The 22934-nt window shown below is 36.0% G+C and carries 22 protein-coding genes; 7 read left to right on the forward strand and 15 right to left on the reverse strand.

Annotation, left to right across the window (positions count from 1 at the left end):
* Window positions 1-90 precede the first annotated feature (90 nt).
* The 4 genes from V6255_RS00755 to V6255_RS00770 all read right to left on the reverse strand — a co-directional run bounded on the left by V6255_RS00755 (window position 91) and on the right by V6255_RS00770 (window position 4237).
* Window positions 91-522, reverse strand: coding sequence for an META domain-containing protein (locus V6255_RS00755; protein ID WP_160064520.1), 432 nt, complete (start codon window positions 520-522; stop codon window positions 91-93).
* 105 nt (window positions 523-627) lie between these two features.
* A complete protein-coding gene (locus V6255_RS00760; protein ID WP_341626508.1) occupies window positions 628-2751 on the reverse strand; it encodes a RelA/SpoT family protein in 2124 nt (707 codons plus the stop codon).
* 90 nt (window positions 2752-2841) lie between these two features.
* The gene (gene nfo / locus V6255_RS00765) at window positions 2842-3690 is read right to left on the reverse strand and encodes a deoxyribonuclease IV (RefSeq protein WP_341626421.1); all 849 of its coding nucleotides are present in this window, start codon (window positions 3688-3690) and stop codon (window positions 2842-2844) included.
* Between the two features lie 190 nt (window positions 3691-3880).
* Complete coding sequence (locus V6255_RS00770) at window positions 3881-4237, reverse strand: hypothetical protein (RefSeq protein ID WP_341626422.1); 357 nt, start codon at window positions 4235-4237, stop codon at window positions 3881-3883.
* A 109-nt stretch (window positions 4238-4346) separates the two neighbouring features.
* Here V6255_RS00770 and V6255_RS00775 point away from each other — a divergent pair, with 109 nt between their 5' ends.
* On the forward strand, window positions 4347-4583 hold the full coding sequence (locus tag V6255_RS00775) for a DUF3624 family protein (protein WP_341626423.1): 237 nt from the start codon (window positions 4347-4349) through the stop codon (window positions 4581-4583).
* Between the two features lie 115 nt (window positions 4584-4698).
* On the opposite strand, the gene V6255_RS00780 is transcribed toward V6255_RS00775, so the two are convergent.
* From V6255_RS00780 to V6255_RS00800, 5 genes are all read right to left on the reverse strand, one after another.
* Complete coding sequence (locus V6255_RS00780) at window positions 4699-5841, reverse strand: anhydro-N-acetylmuramic acid kinase (RefSeq protein WP_341626424.1); 1143 nt, start codon at window positions 5839-5841, stop codon at window positions 4699-4701.
* Window positions 5831-7198 carry an oxygen-independent coproporphyrinogen III oxidase gene (gene hemN, locus V6255_RS00785; RefSeq protein ID WP_341626425.1) on the reverse strand — a complete coding sequence of 456 codons (1368 nt, stop codon included), beginning with the start codon at window positions 7196-7198 and terminating at the stop codon, window positions 5831-5833. Before hemN ends, V6255_RS00780 begins: the two co-directional genes overlap by 11 nt.
* Window positions 7199-7360: 162 nt before the next feature.
* Window positions 7361-7840 carry a DUF2489 domain-containing protein gene (locus tag V6255_RS00790; protein ID WP_341626426.1) on the reverse strand — a complete coding sequence of 160 codons (480 nt, stop codon included), beginning with the start codon at window positions 7838-7840 and terminating at the stop codon, window positions 7361-7363.
* A 31-nt stretch (window positions 7841-7871) separates the two neighbouring features.
* Window positions 7872-8474, reverse strand: coding sequence for a Der GTPase-activating protein YihI (yihI, locus tag V6255_RS00795; protein ID WP_341626427.1), 603 nt, complete (start codon window positions 8472-8474; stop codon window positions 7872-7874).
* A 315-nt stretch (window positions 8475-8789) separates the two neighbouring features.
* Complete coding sequence (locus V6255_RS00800; protein ID WP_341626428.1) at window positions 8790-9392, reverse strand: c-type cytochrome; 603 nt, start codon at window positions 9390-9392, stop codon at window positions 8790-8792.
* 135 nt (window positions 9393-9527) lie between these two features.
* Here V6255_RS00800 and yihA point away from each other — a divergent pair, with 135 nt between their 5' ends.
* Window positions 9528-10211: a ribosome biogenesis GTP-binding protein YihA/YsxC gene (yihA, locus tag V6255_RS00805; RefSeq protein ID WP_341626429.1), complete on the forward strand. Its 684-nt coding sequence runs from the start codon at window positions 9528-9530 to the stop codon at window positions 10209-10211.
* Window positions 10212-10336: 125 nt separating this feature from the next.
* Here yihA and V6255_RS00810 read toward each other — a convergent pair whose 3' ends face one another.
* Window positions 10337-12325, reverse strand: a complete 1989-nt coding sequence (locus tag V6255_RS00810; protein WP_341626430.1) for an ATP-binding protein — start codon at window positions 12323-12325, stop codon at window positions 10337-10339.
* A gap of 203 nt (window positions 12326-12528) precedes the next feature.
* Here V6255_RS00810 and prlC point away from each other — a divergent pair, with 203 nt between their 5' ends.
* Window positions 12529-14580 (forward strand): oligopeptidase A, encoded by a 2052-nt coding sequence (gene prlC, locus V6255_RS00815; protein WP_341626431.1) that lies wholly within the window; start codon window positions 12529-12531, stop codon window positions 14578-14580.
* 109 nt (window positions 14581-14689) lie between these two features.
* Here the strand turns inward: prlC and cobO are convergent, their stop codons facing one another.
* Window positions 14690-15298: a cob(I)yrinic acid a,c-diamide adenosyltransferase gene (gene cobO / locus V6255_RS00820; protein ID WP_160064498.1), complete on the reverse strand. Its 609-nt coding sequence runs from the start codon at window positions 15296-15298 to the stop codon at window positions 14690-14692.
* Between the two features lie 79 nt (window positions 15299-15377).
* Window positions 15378-15572, reverse strand: coding sequence for a hypothetical protein (locus V6255_RS00825; protein ID WP_341626432.1), 195 nt, complete (start codon window positions 15570-15572; stop codon window positions 15378-15380).
* Between the two features lie 163 nt (window positions 15573-15735).
* Between V6255_RS00825 and V6255_RS00830 the strand changes: the two genes are divergently transcribed.
* Entirely contained in the window at window positions 15736-16944 is a 1209-nt protein-coding gene (locus V6255_RS00830; protein ID WP_341626433.1) for a DUF945 family protein, read from the forward strand.
* Between the two features lie 102 nt (window positions 16945-17046).
* On the opposite strand, the gene V6255_RS00835 is transcribed toward V6255_RS00830, so the two are convergent.
* Entirely contained in the window at window positions 17047-17676 is a 630-nt protein-coding gene (locus V6255_RS00835; RefSeq protein WP_341626434.1) for an MBL fold metallo-hydrolase, read from the reverse strand.
* Window positions 17677-17776: 100 nt separating this feature from the next.
* On the reverse strand, window positions 17777-19327 hold the full coding sequence (gene leuA, locus V6255_RS00840) for a 2-isopropylmalate synthase (protein ID WP_341626435.1): 1551 nt from the start codon (window positions 19325-19327) through the stop codon (window positions 17777-17779).
* A gap of 358 nt (window positions 19328-19685) precedes the next feature.
* Here leuA and msrB point away from each other — a divergent pair, with 358 nt between their 5' ends.
* Window positions 19686-20129: a peptide-methionine (R)-S-oxide reductase MsrB gene (gene msrB / locus V6255_RS00845; protein ID WP_341626436.1), complete on the forward strand. Its 444-nt coding sequence runs from the start codon at window positions 19686-19688 to the stop codon at window positions 20127-20129.
* 153 nt (window positions 20130-20282) lie between these two features.
* Here msrB and V6255_RS00850 read toward each other — a convergent pair whose 3' ends face one another.
* Window positions 20283-20705 carry a GNAT family N-acetyltransferase gene (locus V6255_RS00850; RefSeq protein WP_341626437.1) on the reverse strand — a complete coding sequence of 141 codons (423 nt, stop codon included), beginning with the start codon at window positions 20703-20705 and terminating at the stop codon, window positions 20283-20285.
* A 120-nt stretch (window positions 20706-20825) separates the two neighbouring features.
* Between V6255_RS00850 and murB the strand changes: the two genes are divergently transcribed.
* Together murB and birA are read left to right on the forward strand one after the other, a co-directional pair.
* Window positions 20826-21887, forward strand: coding sequence for a UDP-N-acetylmuramate dehydrogenase (gene murB, locus V6255_RS00855; protein WP_341626438.1), 1062 nt, complete (start codon window positions 20826-20828; stop codon window positions 21885-21887).
* Window positions 21880-22851, forward strand: a complete 972-nt coding sequence (birA, locus tag V6255_RS00860) for a bifunctional biotin--[acetyl-CoA-carboxylase] ligase/biotin operon repressor BirA (protein WP_341626439.1) — start codon at window positions 21880-21882, stop codon at window positions 22849-22851. The genes murB and birA overlap by 8 nt, the downstream gene beginning before the upstream one ends.
* Window positions 22852-22934 lie beyond the last annotated feature (83 nt).

Below are 22934 nucleotides of genomic sequence, written 5' to 3' on the forward strand. Positions count from 1 at the left end.
AACGGTCGCGAAGTGATAAAAATGACATAATAAAAACATGCTCGACTGAATATTATAGTGAGTTATTCAGTCGAGATTACATAAATTGAATTAGTTTAATGAGTCAGCAAGTTGGTAAGTCAATGAATGCTTTTTATTACTGACAATTAACGTTTCATTATCAATCATAACATTTGCCCAGTTGCTTAAAACTTCACTTACGTCCATTTCAACACTGTTCTTCAATTCATCACACATTTTACGTGTATTGGCCATTTTTTCTATTCGTAATTGGTTATCTACAAACTTAGCTTCACCAAAAAAACTATTACAACTCAAATTTCCTGACGTTTTATTATCCGCTTCGATTTTTAATGTGCTTTTAATGACGGTTGCTAGTTGGATATTATCAACATGAGTTAACTTCCAATTATGTTGCAGCTGAGACAGATTTACTTTTTGAGGAATAATTTGAGTTTCAGCGGTGCAAGCACCTAGTATTATGGTGCTCAACATCAACATCATAATTTTAACGGTTTTCATAGTGATCTAATCCATTGGGTATACGTTTAATATCTTAACAATACCGAATAAACTTGTTCTTTTACAATACTTTAAAGCATTTAGTACAAATTTAATCGGAATTTATTATTTTTTGCTGCTTCGTTTTACAGTTTTAACGCCAGTTAATTTTTTAATTTGACGCATAATGCGAGACAAGTGTATGCGATTTATGACCGTTAATGTCACATTAATCGAGTAGATCTGATTTGTCACGGCAGTTGTCTGTAAATCCAACACATTCGCGTTACTTTTTGCTATTACATTAAACATTTTTGCTAATCCGGCTTTATGATTAACCATTTGAATAATCAAATCACTTGAATATTCATATTGATTCATAAAGTTCATGTCCCATTCGACCGCAATATACTTACCAAGTTCATTTTCAAAACCAATTACATTGTGACAACTTTTAACATGTACGACTAAACCCTTACCTGTACTAGTGTGAGCAACAATTTGATCGCCAGGTAATGGCTTACAACAGTTCGCATAAGAAAGCATAATATCTTCAGCTCCCTTAATGGCACTTTGTCTTATTTGTTGTTTTTGGTGCGATTCAGTTAACTCACCTGCATTACCTCGTAAACGTCTTGCGATGATAATACTCAATAATTTACCGCTACCGATTTCATGTAATAGATGATTGAATCCATCCAAATGATGATCAGCAATGACCTTATCGATATTCTCTTGTGGAATATCTGTTAGATTCGTAGCATTTAAGGCTTGTTTTAATAAACGTCGACCCATTGGAATAGTGGCTGTTTGCGGTAATTGTTTAAGATAATTACGTATACTATTTCTGGCTCTATGGGTTGCTGCAAAATTTAACCATTCAGGACTTGGATTAGGTTCTTTCGCCGTGATGATTTCAATAGTTTGCCCACTTTCTAGTTTTTGGCTTAATAATGAATATTCGTTATCAACTTTTGCGCCAATACAATGATGACCGATATTAGTGTGCAATGTATAAGCAAAATCAACAGGTGTCGCGAAGGCAGGTAATACGATAATTTTACCCTGCGGTGTTAATACATGAATATCATTTTTACCTAACTCTTGTTTAATATTTTCTAATAAGACAATTGAGTTAGTACTGTTATCTTCTTGCTCTGTTAATCCCTGGAACCAATTACGTGTTTGTAACTGTGCTGAAATATTAGAGCTCTGCTTACCTTCTTTGTAACTCCAATGCGCAGCGATACCGTGTTTTGCTACTGCATCCATATCTTCAGTACGGATCTGAATCTCAATATTAACACCTTGATGAGTGATCAAAGTGGTGTGTAATGACTGGTAACTATTTGTTTTTGGTAATGCGATATAGTCTTCGAAATATTCTAATTTAGGTTGGTACAGGTGATGCACTTGGCCTAATACCCGATAACAAGTATCTAAATCTTTTACAATAATACGAAATGCATAAACATCCATTACATCATGGAATTGGCATCCTTTTTTACGCATTTTTTTGTATAGGCTATACAGGTGTTTTTCACGACCAATCACTTTTGCGTCAATGGACATTGAAGTTAATTGCTCTGATATTTCATCGCAAATACTTTCTATAAAATCTTTTCTGTTACCGCGTGCCTTAGTGATGGCTTCTTTAAGTACATGATAACGAGCTGAGTTTTGTGCTTTAAAAGCTAACTCTTCAAGTTCATTTTTTAGATAATGTAAGCCAAGGCGGTTGGCAATGGGCGTAAATATTTCAAAGGTCTCTTGTGCAATACGTTGACGCTTATCTAAACGTAATGAGTCAAGCGTTCGCATATTGTGCATACGATCGGCAAGTTTGATCAACATAACGCGGAAGTCTTTAGACATCGCGATAAGCATTTTTCGAATATTTTCAGCCTGTGCTTGTTCGCGATTTTCAAAATTGAATTTATCAAGTTTGGTCACACCTTCCACGAGTTGTGCAACATTGTCATTGAAAGCGTCGGCTAATTCTTGATGGGTGGTATCAGTATCTTCTAAAACATCGTGCATTAGAGCCGCTGAAATGGCTTCATAGTCTAGTTTCATGCCTGCGAGAATTTCAGCGACAGCCACTGGGTGAGTAATATAAGGTTCACCACTTGCTCTTTTCACACCATCATGTGCCGCATACGCATAATGATATGCGCGTTCAACAAAAGCACATTGATCTTCTGTCATATAGGTTTGAATAGATGCTTTTAGTGTTTGAAACATGAATATTACTTTCCTTATTTTATCGATACTTTTATAGCATAATCGCTGTGTAGTGAGTTTCAAAGTATTTACTACTATAAAAGCAACAAATAGCTTCTAATCGTCATTGGACCACTGTTTTAAACGTTTTATTTCTGTTGGCCACAATGTTTCATCGGTTGTTTCCAATATTAATGGAATGCCATCAAAACGTGGATCTTTCATTAAAAATTCAAAGCAACCCCAGCCAATCTCACCTGCACCTAAAGGCGCATGTCGATCAACTCGACTAGCAAAAGGCACTTTACTGTCATTAATATGCATAGCGCGTAAATATTCAAATCCAACAATGTCAGAGTAGGCTTTAAAGGTCGCTTCTGTTGCATTAGCCCCACGTAAATCATAGCCTGAAACGAAGGTATGACAAGTGTCGATACATACGCCAACACGTTGTTTATCATCAATTTTTTCAATAATCGTCGCGAGATGTTCAAAACGGTAACCTAAGTTGGTACCTTGCCCAGCTGTGTTTTCAATAACAGCACAGACTGATGTTGTTTGCTGCAATGCTAAATTAATGGATTCTGCAATGCGTTTTAAACAATCTTGTTCTGTGATCTTTTTTAAGTGACTGCCAGGGTGGAAGTTTAATAAGGATAATCCTAATTGTTCACAACGTTGCATTTCATCTAAAAAGGCAAGACGCGATTTTTGTAATGCCTCTTCTTCTGGGTGGCCTAAATTAATCAGATAAGAGTCATGTGGTAAAATATTTTTTGTATCAATTTTGTAGCGCATACAAGCCGCTTTAAATTTGCGAATAGTATTTTCATCGAGTGCTTTTGCTTCCCATCGACGTTGATTTTTAGTAAATAATGCAAAGGCATTTGCCCCAATGTCATAGGCATTTTTCGGTGCATTAAAAACACCGCCTGCAGCACTTACATGGGCTCCAATATACTTCATTATTAATCATCTCAAATTCAAGGGGATAATCAGTATATCTAAAGCACACCCTAGGTCAAACCGTTTAATTAGGATAATCAGATATTTAATAGATGAGTTATTCTAGTGAGTTAAAAATAGAACGAATATTTATGTGGATTGGTATTATTATGTAGCCATGCAATGAAAATTAATTGTTCTTCTTAAACAATTAATTTTCTATTGTTATATCTTCTTTAATACGTTGAGTTTTAATTTCAATCTTTTGTTGCTTTTCTGTTGGTGCTGCAGAAGACTCAGGCGTTGTCTGTTGTACTTCTTTAGTGACTACTTTAGGGATAGGTGCTTTTGGTACGGCTACTTTTTTAGAGAGATTATTGAAGTTTTCAATGGGCTCTATAATAGTATTTTTTAATAACCCATCAGTACCATTATTGTGAGGAACTTGAGTTGTTGTTTTTTGTTCTGTCGACTTTGATTTTATTATTTTGCTACTTTCAGCGCTATTTGAATCAGCATTGCTTGAAAGCGTTATCAAAAGCAATAACATGCTTATAAAATACGTCATATCGTTAGCTCTACAGGGAATAATAAGCAGACCATAATGAAAAAGTAGTAGGAACACAAGAAAACAGGCTTTTAGCGTATCGGTTAGGATAAGTAATATTGGGGTATATATGGCTTGTGATCTTTGTGTTGGGACTTTCTTTAAAAAGAAGTTAGGGCGTTGTAAGCAATGTATGGGCATTAATTTATGTTTATTACTTGTCGGTTTAAGTATTTATTTAGGTTTTAACATCAGTACTTGGTTAGCCGTACAACAGGTTACTTTAATCCTATTTATTTGGATTACTGGTATTTTGATGGTGATGCATTTAATGGCCTGGTGTTTTTACTATTTTAAAAAGGCTTAATGTCTTAAGTATTTTATTATTTTAGTGATTTAAGGTGCTGCTTCAATCACTTTGGAGTGAATGGCAGTGCTCAAGCTTCAACCTTCAACTCTAAGATCTAAAATAAGTAAATGTATTAAGCTAAGTAAACACAGCCTAAAATAGCATCTCTATTAGCCCCTGTTACTGCTTTTAACGGAACCGTCTTTTCTAATATTCTTTGTTCTGCCAACCAAGCAAAAGCAACCGCTTCAACATACATTGGGTTAATGGCTAATGCCTCGGTAGTTTGTACTGTGTGATTTGGCATTAAGCCACTCAATCGTTGCATTAGTAATGGGTTGAGTGCGCCGCCCCCACATACGTAAACATCACAAGTATTACTTTGCTGCTTTATTTGGTCGCAAATAGTGATAGCAGTAAATTCTAACAAGGTACGTTGAACATCTTCGGGCATAAACTCGTTAGTCATTAATTTTTGCGTTAACCAAGTTAGGTTAAATTTTTCTCTTCCAGTACTTTTAGGTGCACTCAAAGCAAAATAAGCATCATCTAATAAACTCGTTAATAACGTTTGGTTTACTGTACCTGTTGTTGCAAACCAAGCTCCTTTATCAAAAGGTTGTTGATGGTGTAAGTTAATCCAGGCATCCATTAGCATGTTACCTGGGCCAGTATCATAACCAAAAGCCTGTTCTAACCCATTTAAAACACTAATATTGGCAATACCGCCAATATTCAATATCACACGTTGAGTTTTGTGTTGTGCAAATAAAGCTTGATGGAATGCAGGCACTAAAGGCGCCCCTTGGCCTCCATAAGCCATGTCCATTCTTCTAAAGTCGGCAACGCAAGCTATCTGTGTTTTTGCTGCGATTAAGTTGGCATCACCAATTTGTTGTGTGAATGGGTATTGCGTCTCAGGAGAATGATAGATCGTTTGTCCGTGACTACCGATTGCAGTCACCTCATTTGCACTGATATTTTCATTCTTTAATAGGTCATTGACTGCTTGAGCACACGCTAAGGCAAACTGATGGTCTATTTCTCCTAAGGTTTGCAAAGTGACCTGTTTTTCATTACAAATAGTTAATAGCTGTTGGCGAAGTGATGGCGCTAAGTCGATTGCTATCCCTGCTTTTTGTTCGAATCCAGCCGCATTACGCTGACACAAGGCGACATCAATGGCATCCAAGCTCGTACCAGACATTAACCCGATATAATATGCATGAGTATTAGCTGACTCATCACTTAGATGTGCTGCAGGCTTAGATGACACGAGAAAACTGCTGTTGGCGAGCTTGCTTACGTAAATAAACATCGAAACACATGCAAATATTACGAATCAATAATTTCCCTGTTAATAATACTTGTACTTTATTGCTATCAATTGTCACTAATTGGTCCTTAATAAAGGGGGTTAATAAGTTAATGTCTTCAGCAAAGTATTGATCAAAATTTAAATCGAATTGCTGTTCAATGTCTTTTTTATTTAATGTGAAATTACAGATTAATTGTTTAATCACTTCTCGGCGAATTAAATCATCTTTATTTAATGCAACTCCTCGCCATTGTGCGTGACCTACATTTTCAACTTGTTGGTAATAATCGCTAAGCTTTTTCTGGTTTTGAGAGTAGCAATGACCGATTTGGCTGATCGCTGAAACACCTAACCCTAATAAATCTGCATCTTGTTGAGTAGTGTAGCCTTGGAAGTTGCGATGTAAAATACCTTGTTGTTGAGCTAATGCCAATTCATCATTTGGTTTTGCAAAATGATCCATTCCGATAAATTGATAACCTGATTCCGTTAAAAATTCGATCGTGTGTTGTAACATTGCTAACTTTTCAGCGGGTTTTGCCATATCGTCTTCGTTAATTTTGCGCTGTGCTGCGAATAAGCTCGGCATATGCGCATAATTAAAAATAGACAAACGTGCAGGATCGAGTGCTAACACCTTCTCTAATGTAAAGGCAAAACTTTCTTTTGTCTGTAATGGTAACCCATAAATCATATCTAGATTAGTTGAATGAAAGCCTTGCTCTTTTGCGCGTGTTAAAAGTTGTTTGATAAAGTCTTCATCTTGTTCGCGATTAACTGCTTTTTGCACATCTTTATTAAAATCTTGTACGCCTAAGCTCAGACGATTAAAGCCTTCTTTTGCTAGGTGGTCAATCGTACTTAATTCTATTTCACGAGGATCAACTTCAATACTTAATTCTGCTTGCTCAGAAAAATTAAAATGAGTACGCAATAAGGTCATCAAGCGTGTTATTTGTGGAGGCAATAAAAAAGTAGGTGTTCCACCTCCCCAATGCAACTGGCTAACGGTACGATCTTTAAAATGAACAGCTTGTTGTACTATCTCTTTTTCTAAAAAATCTAGGTACTTATCAGCTTTTTCTTGGTGACGAGTAATGACTTTATTGCAACCACAAAAATAGCAAAGTTTATGGCAAAATGGGATATGAATATAGAGAGATAAAGGGCGGTCTGGATAGGTATGTGTCGCTTTGATCAAATCACTATGTTGAAAGCTTTCTGCAAACTCTAGCGCAGTTGGGTATGAAGTATAACGGGGGCCGCTGTAATTATATTTTTCAATTAAGGCCTGATCCCAAACAAGCTTTTGCATGCTAACTCTCTTTATTTTATTGGTGTGAAGTGCAATATTAACACTTCAATCATTACGTTTTATTGCGCTAAATCAGCGATTGTAGGATTAGCATACATGATAAATGCACATACTATCCCTAATAATAATCCGTAGTAATATAACCAATATAATAATGCGTGATTAGATTGAGAACTCTGCCAGTAGCGCACTTTCTTTAATAATATTCTCTTCCATTTCTGCTTCGAATACTTCGCGTCTTATATCTAATATTTTTATTTCTTTAACAGGTCGAGCTTTACGCTCTTCATGTGTCGGCATATCTTTTACTTTTTCAAACATAGCCGTTAAAGCAGGGTAAGTACCTGCTATATCGATAGCTTCTTTAAGTTGTAATGTTTCTAATAATACGGTTAAACGAATAGCCGCTTCCGATACATTACATTGCTTTTGCATGGTCGCTTTTGCAATAAAACGAATACTTTCTACGATATTATTGTTTCTATCTTGAATTTTCTGTTGTTTTATTTGCTCTTGAGCTTTCTCAATTTGTAATGCTTGTGCTTTTTGCATTTTAATTTTATTGATCAACATTCCTGCGTAAAACGCGAGAGCAAGTATTATGACAACTGCTGAAATTGCTAATATCGTATCCATATTCATATTTATAACCTATCTATAAACTATTAATAACTTATCTAAATTCGTCCAATGCTGAGCTTGCATCTTCAAACTGTTGCAATAAATCTTCTTCGCCTTCTTCATCAATCCATCCTAGCTGCTTCATTAGTTCTTGATGACGCTTCATTTGTTTATCTACCCAAATTTGGTCGTCTTTTGATAATGATTGCTCAGCTTCAACTTGCTCTAATAAATCATTCAAGCGTTCATCATTTTCAATATTAGCCAGTTCTTTTTCTGGTGATATTTTTGCTGTCACTTTTGGCTGAGCAACACTTGCTTGATTTAAACCAGGTTGAGCTAAAGCACTTTTAATAACTTTCGCTTTTGGCTGCATATTTATTTTAGGTTTAACAGCTTCTTGAGGCTTGTCATTCGCTGTTAACGCAATTGGTTTTTTACTGCCATGACGTTTATCATTTTGAGCTTGGCGTTGGTTTTTTTGTGCGCTTTGTTTTGACTCAATCGCATTACGGTTACCCGCTTTGTTACCTTTTAATTTATCTTTGCGTTTTTTATCACGTGCTTCTTGTGCTTGTGAAGACGTTTCTTTTCTATTGCCGTCAAATTTAGGTTCTGAGTTACCAGCAGTACGGCTTTTTTTAGTACGAGACATTATTTTAGTTACCTTTTTTATCATTATCATGCCACTACTATTAATAGTATTTATGGGCATTAATAAGGGCGGTGTATGCACACCATAATTTGGGATGTTAATGTTGCGCAGAATAACAGGTTTATATGCCCGTTAGCAATCAAGCAGATTTATTCCATCATTAATTTATTGAAGGAAAAAGTTATCTCATGATGGCTTAATAAATGGAGGTAAGCACTTAGTCGCGGTAATACTTTTTAAAAGAAAGGGTTAGCGTAAATAAAAAAGGCACACCTTATTCGGCATGCCTTTTTATGGTTAATTAATCGCTAAGGATTAATGCAACGCTGAAATGTACTTAGAAAGTAAATCGATATCTTCATCAGTTAACTTACCTGAAATATCTGACATCATATTATTTGGTGAGTTATGACGTACGCTATCACGGAAACCAATAAGTTGAGATTTGATATAAGCAGGGTGTTGGCCTGATATTTTAGGGAATTTAGCTAATGCTAAGCCGTTACCACGAGGGCCATGACATGCAGTACAACCTGGAATAGCACGCTCTTTATCGCCACCCATGTAAAAATTCTTACCTGCTTTTGCTACTTCTTCTGAAACCGTTTCTGGCGTACTTGTTTGCGAAGCATAATAAGCGGCTAAATCTTCCATATCTTGTTCTGAAAGTGCTGCTACCATGCCTAACATAATTGCATTTTCACGTTCACCACTTTTAAACTCTTGTAATTGTTTTACAAGGTAAGATGAATGTTGACCTGCTAATTTTGGATATAGATCTGATGGGCTGTTACCGTCAGGGCCATGACAAGCTGCACACACCGCCGATTTAGTTTTCCCTGCATCTATGTCGCCCTGTGCCTGAGCGATATTCATAAAGCTCAATGCGGCGATTATTGCTACTAATAATTTATTCATAACTATCCAATCTAATTCTTAAAGTTGTTATTTTAGGGGGGCTACATGTTACAATATGTGTAAATAAAGCTTGTGTAGTTTACACAGGTTTTCAGAAAAATAACAATTTTGCTACGCAAACATATGAGGCATATCGTGGAATTTCCAAAAATACATTTTCAAAAAGCGCATTTTTTAATTAGTGCACCAGATATTCGCCATCTAGATAAGCATTTGCCAGTAGAAAGTGGTATTGAAGTTGCCTTTGCTGGACGATCTAATGCGGGCAAATCAAGTGCGTTAAATCGCCTTACTCGTCAAAAAAGTTTAGCGAGAACTAGTAAAACTCCGGGCCGTACTCAGCTAATCAATGTTTTTGAAGTGGAAGAAGGGAAAAGACTCATCGATTTACCGGGTTATGGCTTTGCAAAAGTACCGTTAGCAATGAAATTGAAATGGCAAAAGTCATTAGGTGAATATTTACAAGAACGAGAGTCATTAAAAGGACTTGTTGTTTTAATGGATATTCGTCACCCATTTAAAGATCTCGATCAACAGCTTATTTTCTGGGCTATCGATGCGAATATTCCTGTTTTAGCGTTATTAACAAAAGCGGATAAATTAAAGCAAGGTGCACGTAAAGCGACTTTGTTGCAAATGCGTGAAGAAGCGGAAAACTTTGAAGGTGATATTCAAGTTGAATTGTTCTCATCTTTAAAAGGATTCGGCGTTGATATCTTGGAACGAAAAATAGCGCAATGGTATGGAGAGCACGATTTATTAGATGCTGAAATAACAGAAGAAAACGCAACATTAGATACAACTGAAGTTAATGAGTAGTCATTTAGTACTTGCTTAAACCTGATTGCTTAAATACTACAGAGTTAATATGAGTTGTAGTGTTTAAGCTTTAATTTCCATTCTTTAATTTACTCGCCCTTTTACTTATTAATAACATCTCTCACTTATGAATTCATGCAGGCACGATATGGCATTTTCATAACAAAGTGTGCGCCTTTTGCTTCTGCAATATATTCAATATCACCTTTAAATAACTGGCTGACAATATTGTAAACAATATGCGTCCCTAATCCGCTACCGCCAGATCCTTTTTTAGAAGTAACAAAAGGGTCAAATATACGGTCTGAAACATCTTCTGAGACACCTCGACCAGTATCTTGATAATTAATTACAAGGGTTTCACCTTGTAATTCAATATCGATAAATATATGACGATCGCCATCCCAGTCGTGAAAGCCATGAATAATAGAATTAATGATCAGATTTGAATAAATTTGAACAAAACTACCAGGGAAACTATAGATGGATAAGTCATTAGGGCAAACAATTTCAACATGAGTATTACTTTGTTTTATTTTATGTTTTAAGGAAGTGACAACTTGTTCGACATTTTCTTTCACATTAAAGGAATAACAAGATTCAGAAGACTGATCAACAGCAACTTGCTTAAAGCTACTAATTAAATCTGCTGCTCTTTTTAAGTTATGGTTGAGTAGTTTACTTGATTCGGTAAAGTGGCAAATAAAACTATCTAAATGTGAACGTGAAAGATGATTTTCTAATAACTCTTGTTTTAAGATTGAAATCTCTTCCTGTAATGAGGAAGCCGCTGTGACGCTAATACCAATGGGGGTATTAATCTCATGTGCAACACCTGCCACTAAACTGCCTAATGATGCCATTTTCTTAGATTCAACTAAGGTTTGTTGAGTTCGTTTCAGTTGTTCAACGGTCTGTACCATTTGTGTGTTACTTGCAGTTAACGCGGCAGTTCTTTTTGATACTTTTTCTTCAAGTTGATCATTGAGTAATAAAATTTCCTGTTCAACTTGTTTTTGTGGCGTAATGTCGTGTCCAAAACCAATCAGGTATTTAATATCCATACCTTCATAGAAAGCGGAGAAGGTCCATAATAAGGTGTTCACTTCACCCATTTGATCATGCATGTTAATTTCAATGCCATAAAGCGGTTCATTATCTGATAATTTTTCTTGTAATTCTGCTCTGCGATTTTCTAATACAAAAATATCTAACCAATTTTTTTGGTTTAATTCTTCTTGTGAATAACCAGTAAGAATAACCGCAGCTGGATTGATGGTGGATATTTTAAAGTCAGCATCTAAACAACATATAATAGTACTTGATGAATTAATGACTGTTGCTGAAAAATCACGTTCTTGTTGTAACTCTTTAATAGCAATCTCTTTGTCCGTTAACTCTGCAACAATACGTTTTTGCATTTTATTGAGTAGATAAACTAATTCATCTAATTCATCACTCGGAGAAGACGTGAGACGTTTACGTCCATCTAATACTAAGTTTTTATTATGCGAAGAGAGTTTGATATTGCGAGTATACAAAGCAATTTTATTGATGTGCCTAATCAGCATGTAATAAATGATAAATAAAATACAGATTGAAACAATCATGATTCTAATCGTTTGATTTATTAAAATCATTAATGACTTATCAATTAATTGTTCATAAATTTGATCTAATGAAGCGGCAACAAATAATGTTCCAACCACTTGCTTCTGGTGGATTAAATCAAATTTCTTGCTGATATCGTATTGGTCTTTAATAATGCCTTGGTGTGAGATGGCAACTTCAGTGTTACCTACTACTTCATAGACTTTGACATATTGCATATAAGGCAATTTCATAATGCCTTTACTTTGAATTTCTATTTGTTCTTTATCAAAATTCCATAGGCTCGTTGCAAGCGGTTCAACAAAGCTAGATTCAACTTGTTCAATACTGGCATCAATTTTGGTGAGATCGTTTTGGTAATCTAATAATAATTGTAACAAGGTGATAATAATTGCGAGAGCAAAACTACAAATTAAAATATAAGAAAGTAAGCGAATAGCTAAACTATCTTTAATTTTAAAAGGCTGTAGTTTTATTAACGATTTTATTTTTTTTATCAGCATTGATGTAAATCCATTACCTAATTATATATAGAAACAAGCCTTGTTTTACACACTTTTCAGCTGATTGTCAGTTAGTAAGTGGACTTTATGAGTAATTCGACTCTCTAGAAGTAAATATATATGGATTAGTATTAACCCAACACCTTGAATTTTAGCATTTCTAACCGCATATTATTAGTTCCTTCTCAGATAAGATGAATGCTATGACTATAACAAAAGACTCAAGCTTAACAAAAACCGATGGCCTTCCTTTTTTTAGTGATCTCAACATCAGTGAAATTGAGCCCACCGTTAAACAAACGATTGCAGACAATAAAGCACTAATTGAACAAAAATTAGCTGAGCTAGATACTTATACCTGGGATAATTTTGTCGCAGTATTAGACCAAGCAGATGACCATTTAGGTAAACTATGGTCGCCAATATCACATATGAATGCAGTAGTGAGTAACGATGAGTTACGTGCTGCACATGATGCTTGCATTGGTTTATTTTCAGAATACGGTACATTTGTAGGTCAACACCAAGGTTTGTACGAAGCGTATTTAAGTATTGCTAACAGTACAGAATTTGCTGAGCTAAAAGGCGAGCAACAAAAAGTAATTGAGAATGCATTACGTGACTTTAAGTTAGCAGGTATTGCATTAAGTGATGATAAAAAGCAGCGTTACGGTGAAATTAAACAACAACTTTCACAACTACAATCTTCTTTTAGCAACAATGTAATGGATGCAACGATTGCATGGAATAAGTTAGTTACTGATCTAGATACATTAGCTGGTTTACCAAAAACGGCGATAGCAGCAGCAAAACAAGCCGCAGAAGAAAAAGAATTAGAAGGTTATTTATTCACACTAGATTTCCCAAGTTATTTAGCGGTCATGTCATACGCTGAAAACCGTGAGTTGCGTAAAGAAGTGTATACCGCTTTTGCAACACGTGCGTCTGACCAAGGTCCTAATGCTAATGAATTTGATAATAGTGACAATATTGAACAGATATTAGCGCTACGCCATGAACTTGCTCAACTATTAGACTTTAATGACTTTGGTGAATATAGTTTGGCTACCAAAATGGCTGAAAAACCATCTCAAGTGATCGAGTTTTTAAGTGAGTTAGCTGATAAATCGATACTGCAAGCGAGACAAGAACGTGACCAAGTACTTGCTTTTGCAAAGGAAAAAGATGGTATAGATGATTTACAGTCATGGGACTTAAGTTACTATGCAGAGTTATTAAAACAGCAACGTTACAACATATCAGATGAACAATTACGTCCTTATTTCCCTGAAAGTAAAGTTGTGTCGGGTTTATTTGATGTAGTGCATCGCTTATTTGATTTAAATATCAAAGAGTCTAAAGATGTAGATACTTGGCATAAAGATGCGCGTTTCTTTAAAATCTATAATCGCCAAAAAGAACACATTGGTAGTTTCTACTTAGACTTATATGCGCGTGCCCACAAACGCGGTGGTGCTTGGATGCAAGATTGTCGTTCACGTCGTCGTCAAGTGGATGGAAGCTTACAATTACCTGTTGCTTACTTAACGTGTAACTTCAATAAGCCCGTTGGTGATCAAGAAGCGTTATTTACACATAATGAAGTGGTCACGTTATTCCATGAATTCGGTCATGGTATTCACCATATGTTAACTAAAGTTGAATCGTCAGGCGTGTCTGGTATTAGCGGCGTACCTTGGGATGCAGTGGAATTACCAAGTCAGTTCTTAGAGAACTGGTGCTGGGAACCTGAAGCATTAGCATTGATTTCTGGTCATGTTGATACAGGTGATATATTGCCAGCTGACTTACTGAAAAAAATGTTAGAAGCTAAAAACTATAACAGCGCGTTACAAATGATGCGTCAACTTGAGTTTTCACTGTTTGATTTCATTTTACATCATGATTACAAGGTCGGTGAAGAAGGGCAAGTACAACGAGTGCTCGCTGAAGTACGCGCTAAAGTTGCAGTGATAGAAGCACCTGAATTTAATCGTTTCCAACATAGCTTTAGCCATATTTTTGCTGGTGGTTATGCAGCTGGTTATTACAGTTATAAATGGGCTGAAGTGTTGTCGGCAGATGCATTTTCTCGTTTTGAAGAAACGGGAATTTTCAATGCGGAAACGGGGCGCTCATTTTTAACTAATATCCTTGAGAAAGGGGGTAGTGAAGCGCCAATGACGTTATTTAAAGCCTTTATGGGGCGTGAACCATCAATCGATGCGTTATTACGTCACTCAGGTATTAAATAACGTTAAAATACTTTATGTAGGTAATCTTATATAAATAAAAAAGGGCTTGAAGTTAATCACTTCAAGCCCTTTTTTACGAGAGCAGTTTCTGCGTTATATTACTTCACGCCTACCATTCAATACCGGCTTGTGCTTTTACGCCGTCTTTAAAGGCATGTTTTTCAGCGAGAATAAGGCTGTAAGTATCTACTGCATCAATCAGCTCTTGCTTAGGACCACGACCTGTTAATACAACGTTCATATTTTTAGGGCGATTTTTTAATGCATCTAAAGTGGGTTGGATTTGAAGGTACTCATATTTAAACATATAAGTGATTTCGTCTAAAATAATCAGGTTATATTTTTCATCAGCCATTAATTCAGCCGCTTTATCCCATGCTTTTTGTGCGCTATCGATGTCATTTTGTCTATTTTGAGTTTCCCAAGTAAACCCATCGCCCATCGTGTACCAATCAACATTGTCATGGCTATTAAAGAACTTTTCTTCGCCCGTTGACATTGCACCTTTTAGAAATTGTACAACAGCTACTTTATGGCCATGGCCTAAAGAGCGCGCTAACATACCAAATGCAGAACTACTTTTGCCTTTTCCTGGGCCAGCAAGAAGGATACTTACACCACGCACTTCTGTTGCTGCTGCAATTTTTTGGTCTTGTTTTTCTTTAACCGCTTTCATTCTCTTTAAATGCTTTTCTTCTGAATTTCTATCTGTAGCCATGTTCTTTGTCCCCATTAACAATATAAAGCCTACTTTGGTAGGCTTTATGACTTAATTAACGAAATATAAATGACGTTAATTAAAGGTAAGTAAAATTTATTTGATGAATTTTATCACTGAATCTAGTTGAAACTTGCCAAATAGTATTGTGCCATACATGGTGGTAATGATCGGAAGCTATATTTGCCCAAAGTCGTGCAGTGACTGCTGCGATAACGAATAAAACACCACCGATAATCTGACTATGCAACCAATGCCATTTGTGTGAACTCATTAAAATACCAATTTAGTTTAAATTTATTTTAATCATATTCACTAAAGTTTGTGATCTAACTGTTGTAATCTACAATGTTTTCAATAAATAATGAAGTAAATCTCACTTAGATCAGTTCGATTTAAGCTCTCATCAAAAAAGCAATTTTCCTTGTAAGGTTATAATGAAAAAATTAATAATTGTATTAGTCGCTATTTTTTGCGTTTTATTGTCAGGTATTTATTTTGTTGGCGAAATGGCCAAAACAGAAATACAAAAAGAAATAAATAAATCTAATAACTCATTACTAACAATGGAATTGTTAAGTTATCAAAAATCCTTCTTCTCAGCGAAAGCTGAAATGAAAATATCCATCGATCTAGAAGGGCAAGCTCCACTGCAAGTATTTGTCCATTCAGATATTAGTCATTATCCTTATAAAGCTTTGTTGGTTAATCATATCAATCTCGTTGACCCCGTATTAGAGAAAAAAATGACGACATTCTTTAAAGCTAAAGATTGGTTAGTTTCACAAGAAGAAATTAACCTATTAGGTAATATGAGCGGAAAAATTGCTTTAGCGAAGGGTGAGTTTATTAGTAAAGCCGAACGTTTTAATACTGCGCCATTGAACTTATCATATGAATATAACGTTGATGAAAAACAAGGGGCGTTTGATATTGATTGGGCTGGGATGGATGGAAATATTTACGATGAAACATTTTCAGTTAAGGACCTATCGTTACAAGCCGCTTTTACTCAAGTGGATAATAGCGATTTAATTGATTATCAATATAATCTTGAAGTTGATCAATTAGAATTTGTAAAAGCGTTGCATCGTTTATCAATGAAAGGCATCGTTCTCGAGGGAGAAAGTAAAATAAGTACAGATCAATTAACGGTTAATAGTGAAACTAATTGGAAAGTTGAAGAGTTTGAAAATGGCCCTGAAGTGTTTTTGAATAATCATATAGATCTTTCATTATCTGAGCTTAATTTGATTGCTTTAACTAAGCTGAAATCAAGTCTTGAAGATACAACATTGATGCGTCAGGCATTCGGTCATTTAGTAAGTTTAGGTGCGATTATTGACTTAAAAACATTATATTCTGAAACACCTTGGGGTGAGGTGAATAGCCAATTGAAAATGAATATTCAGGCAGGTGTTGCTAGTGACGAAGTGCTGAGTAACCCATTAGTTTTGATCGATTATACTAATGGTGAATTGAATTTAAGCTTACCGAAAAAGTTATCAGAGCAAAGTGATATTGGCGGACTATTGCAAGTGGGTATTTTAACTGGGGTATTGAAAGATCAAAATGAAGCACTTGTTTTAGAATCGAGTTTAGACAGAGGTGAATTAACAGTGAATGGTAATGTCCTTCCCCTGTAGAGTTTGAGCTTTGTGTAATAAGTTGTCATCAAATCAATAGCGATTCACTTTAACTATAAACATCAATGTGTCTCGCTACTGTTAAGAACAGAGTTCAAAAAACTAACGTAAATAAGGATTACTCATTTTCTCTCTACCAATGGTGGTTGTTGGACCATGACCGGGAAATACAACCGTTTCTTCAGGCAATGTTAATAACTTCTGTTTAATACCTGAGATGAGTTGTTGATGATTACCGCGTGGAAAATCAGAACGACCAACAGCACCATTAAATAAGATGTCACCAACAATAATCTGCTTACTCACTGCATCAAAAAGCGTGATGTGGCCTGGTGTATGACCTGGAATATGCAATACGCTGAGTTTTATATTACCCACTTCAACGTGATCTCCTTCTTCTAACCATTGCGTCGGTAAAAAGTTCGTTGCCTTAGGAAAACCAAACATTTTGCTTTGTTGCTCTAATTCATTTAACCAAAACGCATCTTCTTTTTCTGGGCCAATAATCGGAATATTTAATGTTTCTGCTAATGCTTCAGTGCCACCAACATGATCTAAATGGCCATGAGTTAATATGATTTTATCAACGGTTACATTATGGTTTTTAACCGCGTTTAAAATGCGTTCTACTTCCCCACCCGGATCGACGATCGCTGCTTTCTTTGTTGCTTCACAAATTACTAAACTACAGTTTTGTTGATAAGGGGTGACGGGGATAACCACTATTTTCATTTTTAATCCTCAAAAAAAGACCAAAGGCAACACTGGGTTGCCTTGTTATTAAGCTATTTATCATTAAGCTATGACTCTAAAATAGAGAGTGCTATTTCGTTTAAACTTGAGTTAGGTTTTTCTTTTTAACTTCAACGGCTTTAGCAAGATGAATATGATTCATTACATGGACTAATGCTTTTGCTGATGATTCGATAATATCGGTTGATAAACCAATACCATGAAACTTTTGTCCATTATAAGACGCAACAATATCCACTTGTCCAAGTGCATCTTTACCTTCACCTTTACTGGTGATTTTATAAGAGCTCATATTGATATCTAACCCTGAAATACGCATTAAGCATTGATAAGTTGCATCGATAGGGCCGTTACCTGTTGCTGCCTCTACTACACGTTTATCTTTACCTATTTCCATCACAACCGTCGCCGTTGCTACCACGCTGGTACCTGATTGTACGTTGATGCTGGATAGTTTGTAATATTCAGGCTGATTTTCAATTTGATTAAAAAACATTAACGCTTCTAAGTCGTAATCAAAGACTTGGCCTTTTTTATCCGCTAACGCTAAGAAGCTTGTGTACAACTCTTCTAAGTCGTAATCCGTGTCGCGGTAACCTAATTCTTGCATGCGATGTTGAATAACATGACGGCCAGATCGAGACGTTAAGTTTAATTTATTCGTTAAAATACCAACACTTTCTGGTGTGATGATTTCGTAAGTATTTTGCGCTTTTAATACACCATCTTGATGAATGCCCGATGAATGAGAAAAGGCATTGGCACCCACAATCGCTTTATTGGACTGAATTGGCATATTACAAATTTGACTCACTAATTGACTCGTACGGGCTATTTCAATGGGATTAATATTCGTTTTATAACCCATTTTAGCTTGGCGTGTATGTAAGATCATCGCCACTTCTTCCAATGAGCAGTTACCCGCACGTTCTCCAATACCATTCATTGTACATTCAATTTGGCGTGCACCATTTTCAACTGCGGTGATCGAGTTAGCAACCGACATGCCCAAATCATCATGGCAATGAACTGATATTACTGCTTGGTCAATATTAGGGACTCGGTCAAATAACGTTTTAATAATACCGCCAAATTCACTTGGGTAAGTGTAACCAACAGTATCTGGGATATTAATGGTACTCGCACCTGCTTTAATGGCTTGCTCAACCATTCTACATAAATTATCAATGGGAGTACGGCCTGCATCTTCACAAGAGAATTCAACATCATCAGTAAAGTTACGAGCATACTTAACTGCATTTACGGCCATTTCTAGTACATCATCAAAAGTACGTTTTAATTTACTTTCTACATGGATGGTTGATGTGGAAATGAAGGTATGAATGCGAAAAGCATCTGCGACTTTTAACGCTTCAGCGGCAGCATCAATATCTTTTGGCAATGCACGAGAAAGTGCACATACACGGCTATTTTTGACTTCTCGTGCGATTGTTTGCACTGATTCAAAGTCACCAGGAGATGAAATAGGAAAACCGACTTCCATAATATCGACACCTAAACGTTCTAGTGCAAAGGCAATCTTAAGTTTTTCTTTCACTGTCAGGCTCGCGCTTAAGGCCTGTTCACCGTCACGTAAAGTGGTGTCGAAAATAATAACTTGTTCAGACATAAAGCATTCCTTTTAGTGGTATTCATTTTTGATAGGTATAAAAAAACCCGCACAATGTACGGGTTTCGGAGTCTCAGCTAGGTTTCTTCAGCGACTCGTTACCCATACGCTTTATGCGTCAGGAGTAAACTTGGCAGTAGTGAGTGTAATAGCGTCATCGAATTACCTAAATTTTTTGATAGTGAGTTACATTGCTAATAATGAAACATTCTTTAATCATAGATTAATAGTTACGTTTTTAAAATTATGCGTCAAGTGCTTATTCTGATAACCGAGAGAAAGACCGCAGTGTTTTTGGCGTTTTATTTGTATGAATAAAGACGTATTATCGAGTAGATAATTAGAGAGGTAATAAATTATGAGTGAATTTAAAAAACCATCACAAGACGAGTTAAAGCAACAATTAAACGATTTACAATACCAAGTGACTCAACAAGAAGGCACTGAACCCCCTTTTAATAATTTATATTGGGATAATACGGCAGAAGGTATTTATGTCGATATTGTATCAGGAGAGCCGTTGTTTAGTTCGTTGGATAAGTTCGATGCCCATTGTGGTTGGCCAAGTTTTACGCAGCCTATTGCACAAACCGAATTGACTGAAAAAGTCGATACGAAACTATTTTCGCAACGTACTGAAGTCAGAAGTATCGATGCAGACTCTCATCTGGGACATGTCTTTGACGATGGACCAGCACCGACAGGTTTACGTTACTGTATCAACTCTGCTTCGTTACGTTTTATTGAAAAAGAGAAAATGGCCGAACAAGGTTATGAAGATTTATTAAGCTTGTTTGAATAAGGATGATCTTATTTAACAATCCGTCAGAATAAGTTCAGCAATTTCCTTGGTTGCGAAAGAGGATAGATATAATGAAGCGTTATATCGTTTATTAATATGTGAAAACCATATTCAAAGTAAGTTTAAATACTATTAACTACATCATTAACTACACTAGTAACTATAAATCATGCATAACAGAGGTTTACGGCTATTATAGCGTTGATATTTAACACCTAATTTTTCAGGTAATTGTGCAGGTTCGTAAAGCGTAAAACCAAGATTTTTATAAAATACTTGTAAGTGTGGATAAGGAAAGCAATAAATATTCTGTTGCTGTGTTGTTAATAAATGGGTAATCAGCAAGCTTGCTAATCCTTGTTTACGATGTTCCTCTAAACAAGCGACTCCAGTTAATAGCAAACTACCTTGTACTTCTTTTAAACGTGCTGCACACAGTATTTGGGTTGTTTTCAATACAAACACTTGCTCGCTTTTATTTGCAAGGCCCTTCTTATAAACCTGCTTATAAAATTGATTTACCAAAGGAATGTGTTCTTTTTGTAACTGGCTAAATTGCAGTGAGTTAAGATCCATTTAAAGTCCGGTCGTTTGTTTCAGGTGCTTGATAAGGTAAACTAGTGATTCGTCACTGACTTAGCAATACTTTCTCATTAAAAAATTAGTGCAGCCATATTAACGCCATAAGGTTTTATCATGATTGAAAAAAACAGCTCACTCAAGGCTTTTAATAGCTTTTCAATTGATGCTCATGCGCATCTCCTTTTTCATTTTCAGCAATTATCTGAATTACCTCAATTATTGGCATTAATTAAAAAAACACGCGCAGCGAACAAACCTATTTTAGTGCTAGGTGGTGGGAGCAATACGTTATTTTGTAATGACTTTAGCGGCTTGGTGATCAAAGTTGAATTAATGGGCATAACTCAAAGCGAAAACGATCAATATCACTTGTTAGAAGTGGCTGCCGGTGAAGATTGGCATGAACTTGTAGAAGATACGGTTGCACAAGGTATTGATGGTTTAGAAAACCTTGCATTGATTCCAGGTGTTGTAGGCGCTGCACCAGTACAGAATATTGGTGCTTATGGTGTTGAATTTAAAGACTTCTGTACTAGCGTTGACTATATTGATTTAGAAGAGGGCACACTTAAAACCCTCAGCAATGAAGGTTGTTTGTTTGCTTACCGAGACAGTATTTTTAAAGGTGAGTTAAAAGATCGTGCATTAATTACGTCAGTTTCACTTAAATTGCCGAAACAATGGCAAGCACATTGTCGATACGGTTTATTACAAGGGCTTGATGAAACTGAGTCATCAGTGAGCGCACAACAAATTTTTGATAGTGTGTGTCGTATCCGCAGTGAAAAATTGCCCGATCCTAAAGTTTTAGGTAATGCGGGGAGCTTCTTTAAAAACCCTATTGTGAGTGACAACTTGAGTGAACAATTGTTATCTCATCATCCTGATATGCCCCATTACCCACAGGACGACGGGTCGGTGAAATTGGCAGCAGGTTGGTTAATTGACCAATGTGGCTTAAAAGGTAAAAAAATAGGCGGCGCTGCCGTTCATTTACAGCAAGCATTAGTGCTTATTAATGAAGATGGTAAAGCAACGGCATCCGATGTTATTCAATTAGCATGGCATGTTAGAGAGCAAGTCTTACACAAGTTTGCCGTATTGTTAGAGCATGAAGTTCGATTTATTGATGCGCAAGGTGAAACCAATTTGCTACAGGTAATAGAAAATGTCTGAATTAAATGAAAAAGGCAATCAACTCATTGCTTTACTCGCTGATGGTGAGTTTCACTCTGGTGAAAAAATTGGTGAGCTGTTAGGCGTATCAAGAACCTCTGTTAATAACTATATAAAAGCGTTGCAGGAGATCGGTTTAGATATTTATAAAGTCACCGGTAAAGGTTATTGCAGTGCTGTTCCTCTGACCTTACTAAATCAACAAATTATTCAACAAGTGAGTGGCGTTGATAATGTCCATGTTGAGCAAATTCTTGAATCCACTAATCAATATTTACTGGATAAATTACCGAATATCAGCAATGGCCAAACCTGTATAGCAGAATACCAAGCTGCAGGGCGTGGTCGCAGAGGCAGAGAGTGGGTTTCTCCTTTTGCTTCTCATTTATATTTTTCAATGTACTGGCGTTTAGAAGCCGGCATAGAGAAAGCTTCGGGTTTAAGTTTGCTGGTGGGCATTGCAACGGTTAATGCATTAGAAAAGCTAGGATTACATGGTGTAGGTTTAAAGTGGCCTAATGACCTTTATTATCAAGGGAAAAAGCTTGCAGGAATTTTGATAGAGTTAAACGCACAAGCCTCGGACGTTTGTCATAGTGTCATTGGTATTGGTATTAATGTGAGAATGCCTGAGCAGCAAGGTAAATTAATTGACCAACCTTGGATAGACTTAAATAATATCAGTACACAACCTGTTGACCGTAATCAGTTATCAGGTTTGCTTATTAAAGAACTACGCATGTTATTAAGTGATTATGAAGAAAAAGGCTTAGTCCCATTTTTAGATCGTTGGTTTGAATTGGATTACTTCCTTAATAAACAAGTTAATTTAATTGTTGCTGATAACGTACAAACGGGCATTTGCAGAGGTATTAATGAGCAAGGTGCTTTATTGTTAGAAATCGATAATGAAATAAAACCGTATATAGGTGGCGAAATATCCTTACGTTTGGCGAATAATTAGTCGAAAAACACCAAATTGATTTTTTTTTAAGCAAACAATCAAAAAACTACTCTTTTTTTCTAAGAAAGGCTTGCAAGGAGTCC

Source organism: Psychromonas arctica (genome assembly GCF_038155225.1).
Classification (GTDB): Bacteria; Pseudomonadota; Gammaproteobacteria; order Enterobacterales; family Psychromonadaceae; genus Psychromonas; species Psychromonas arctica_B.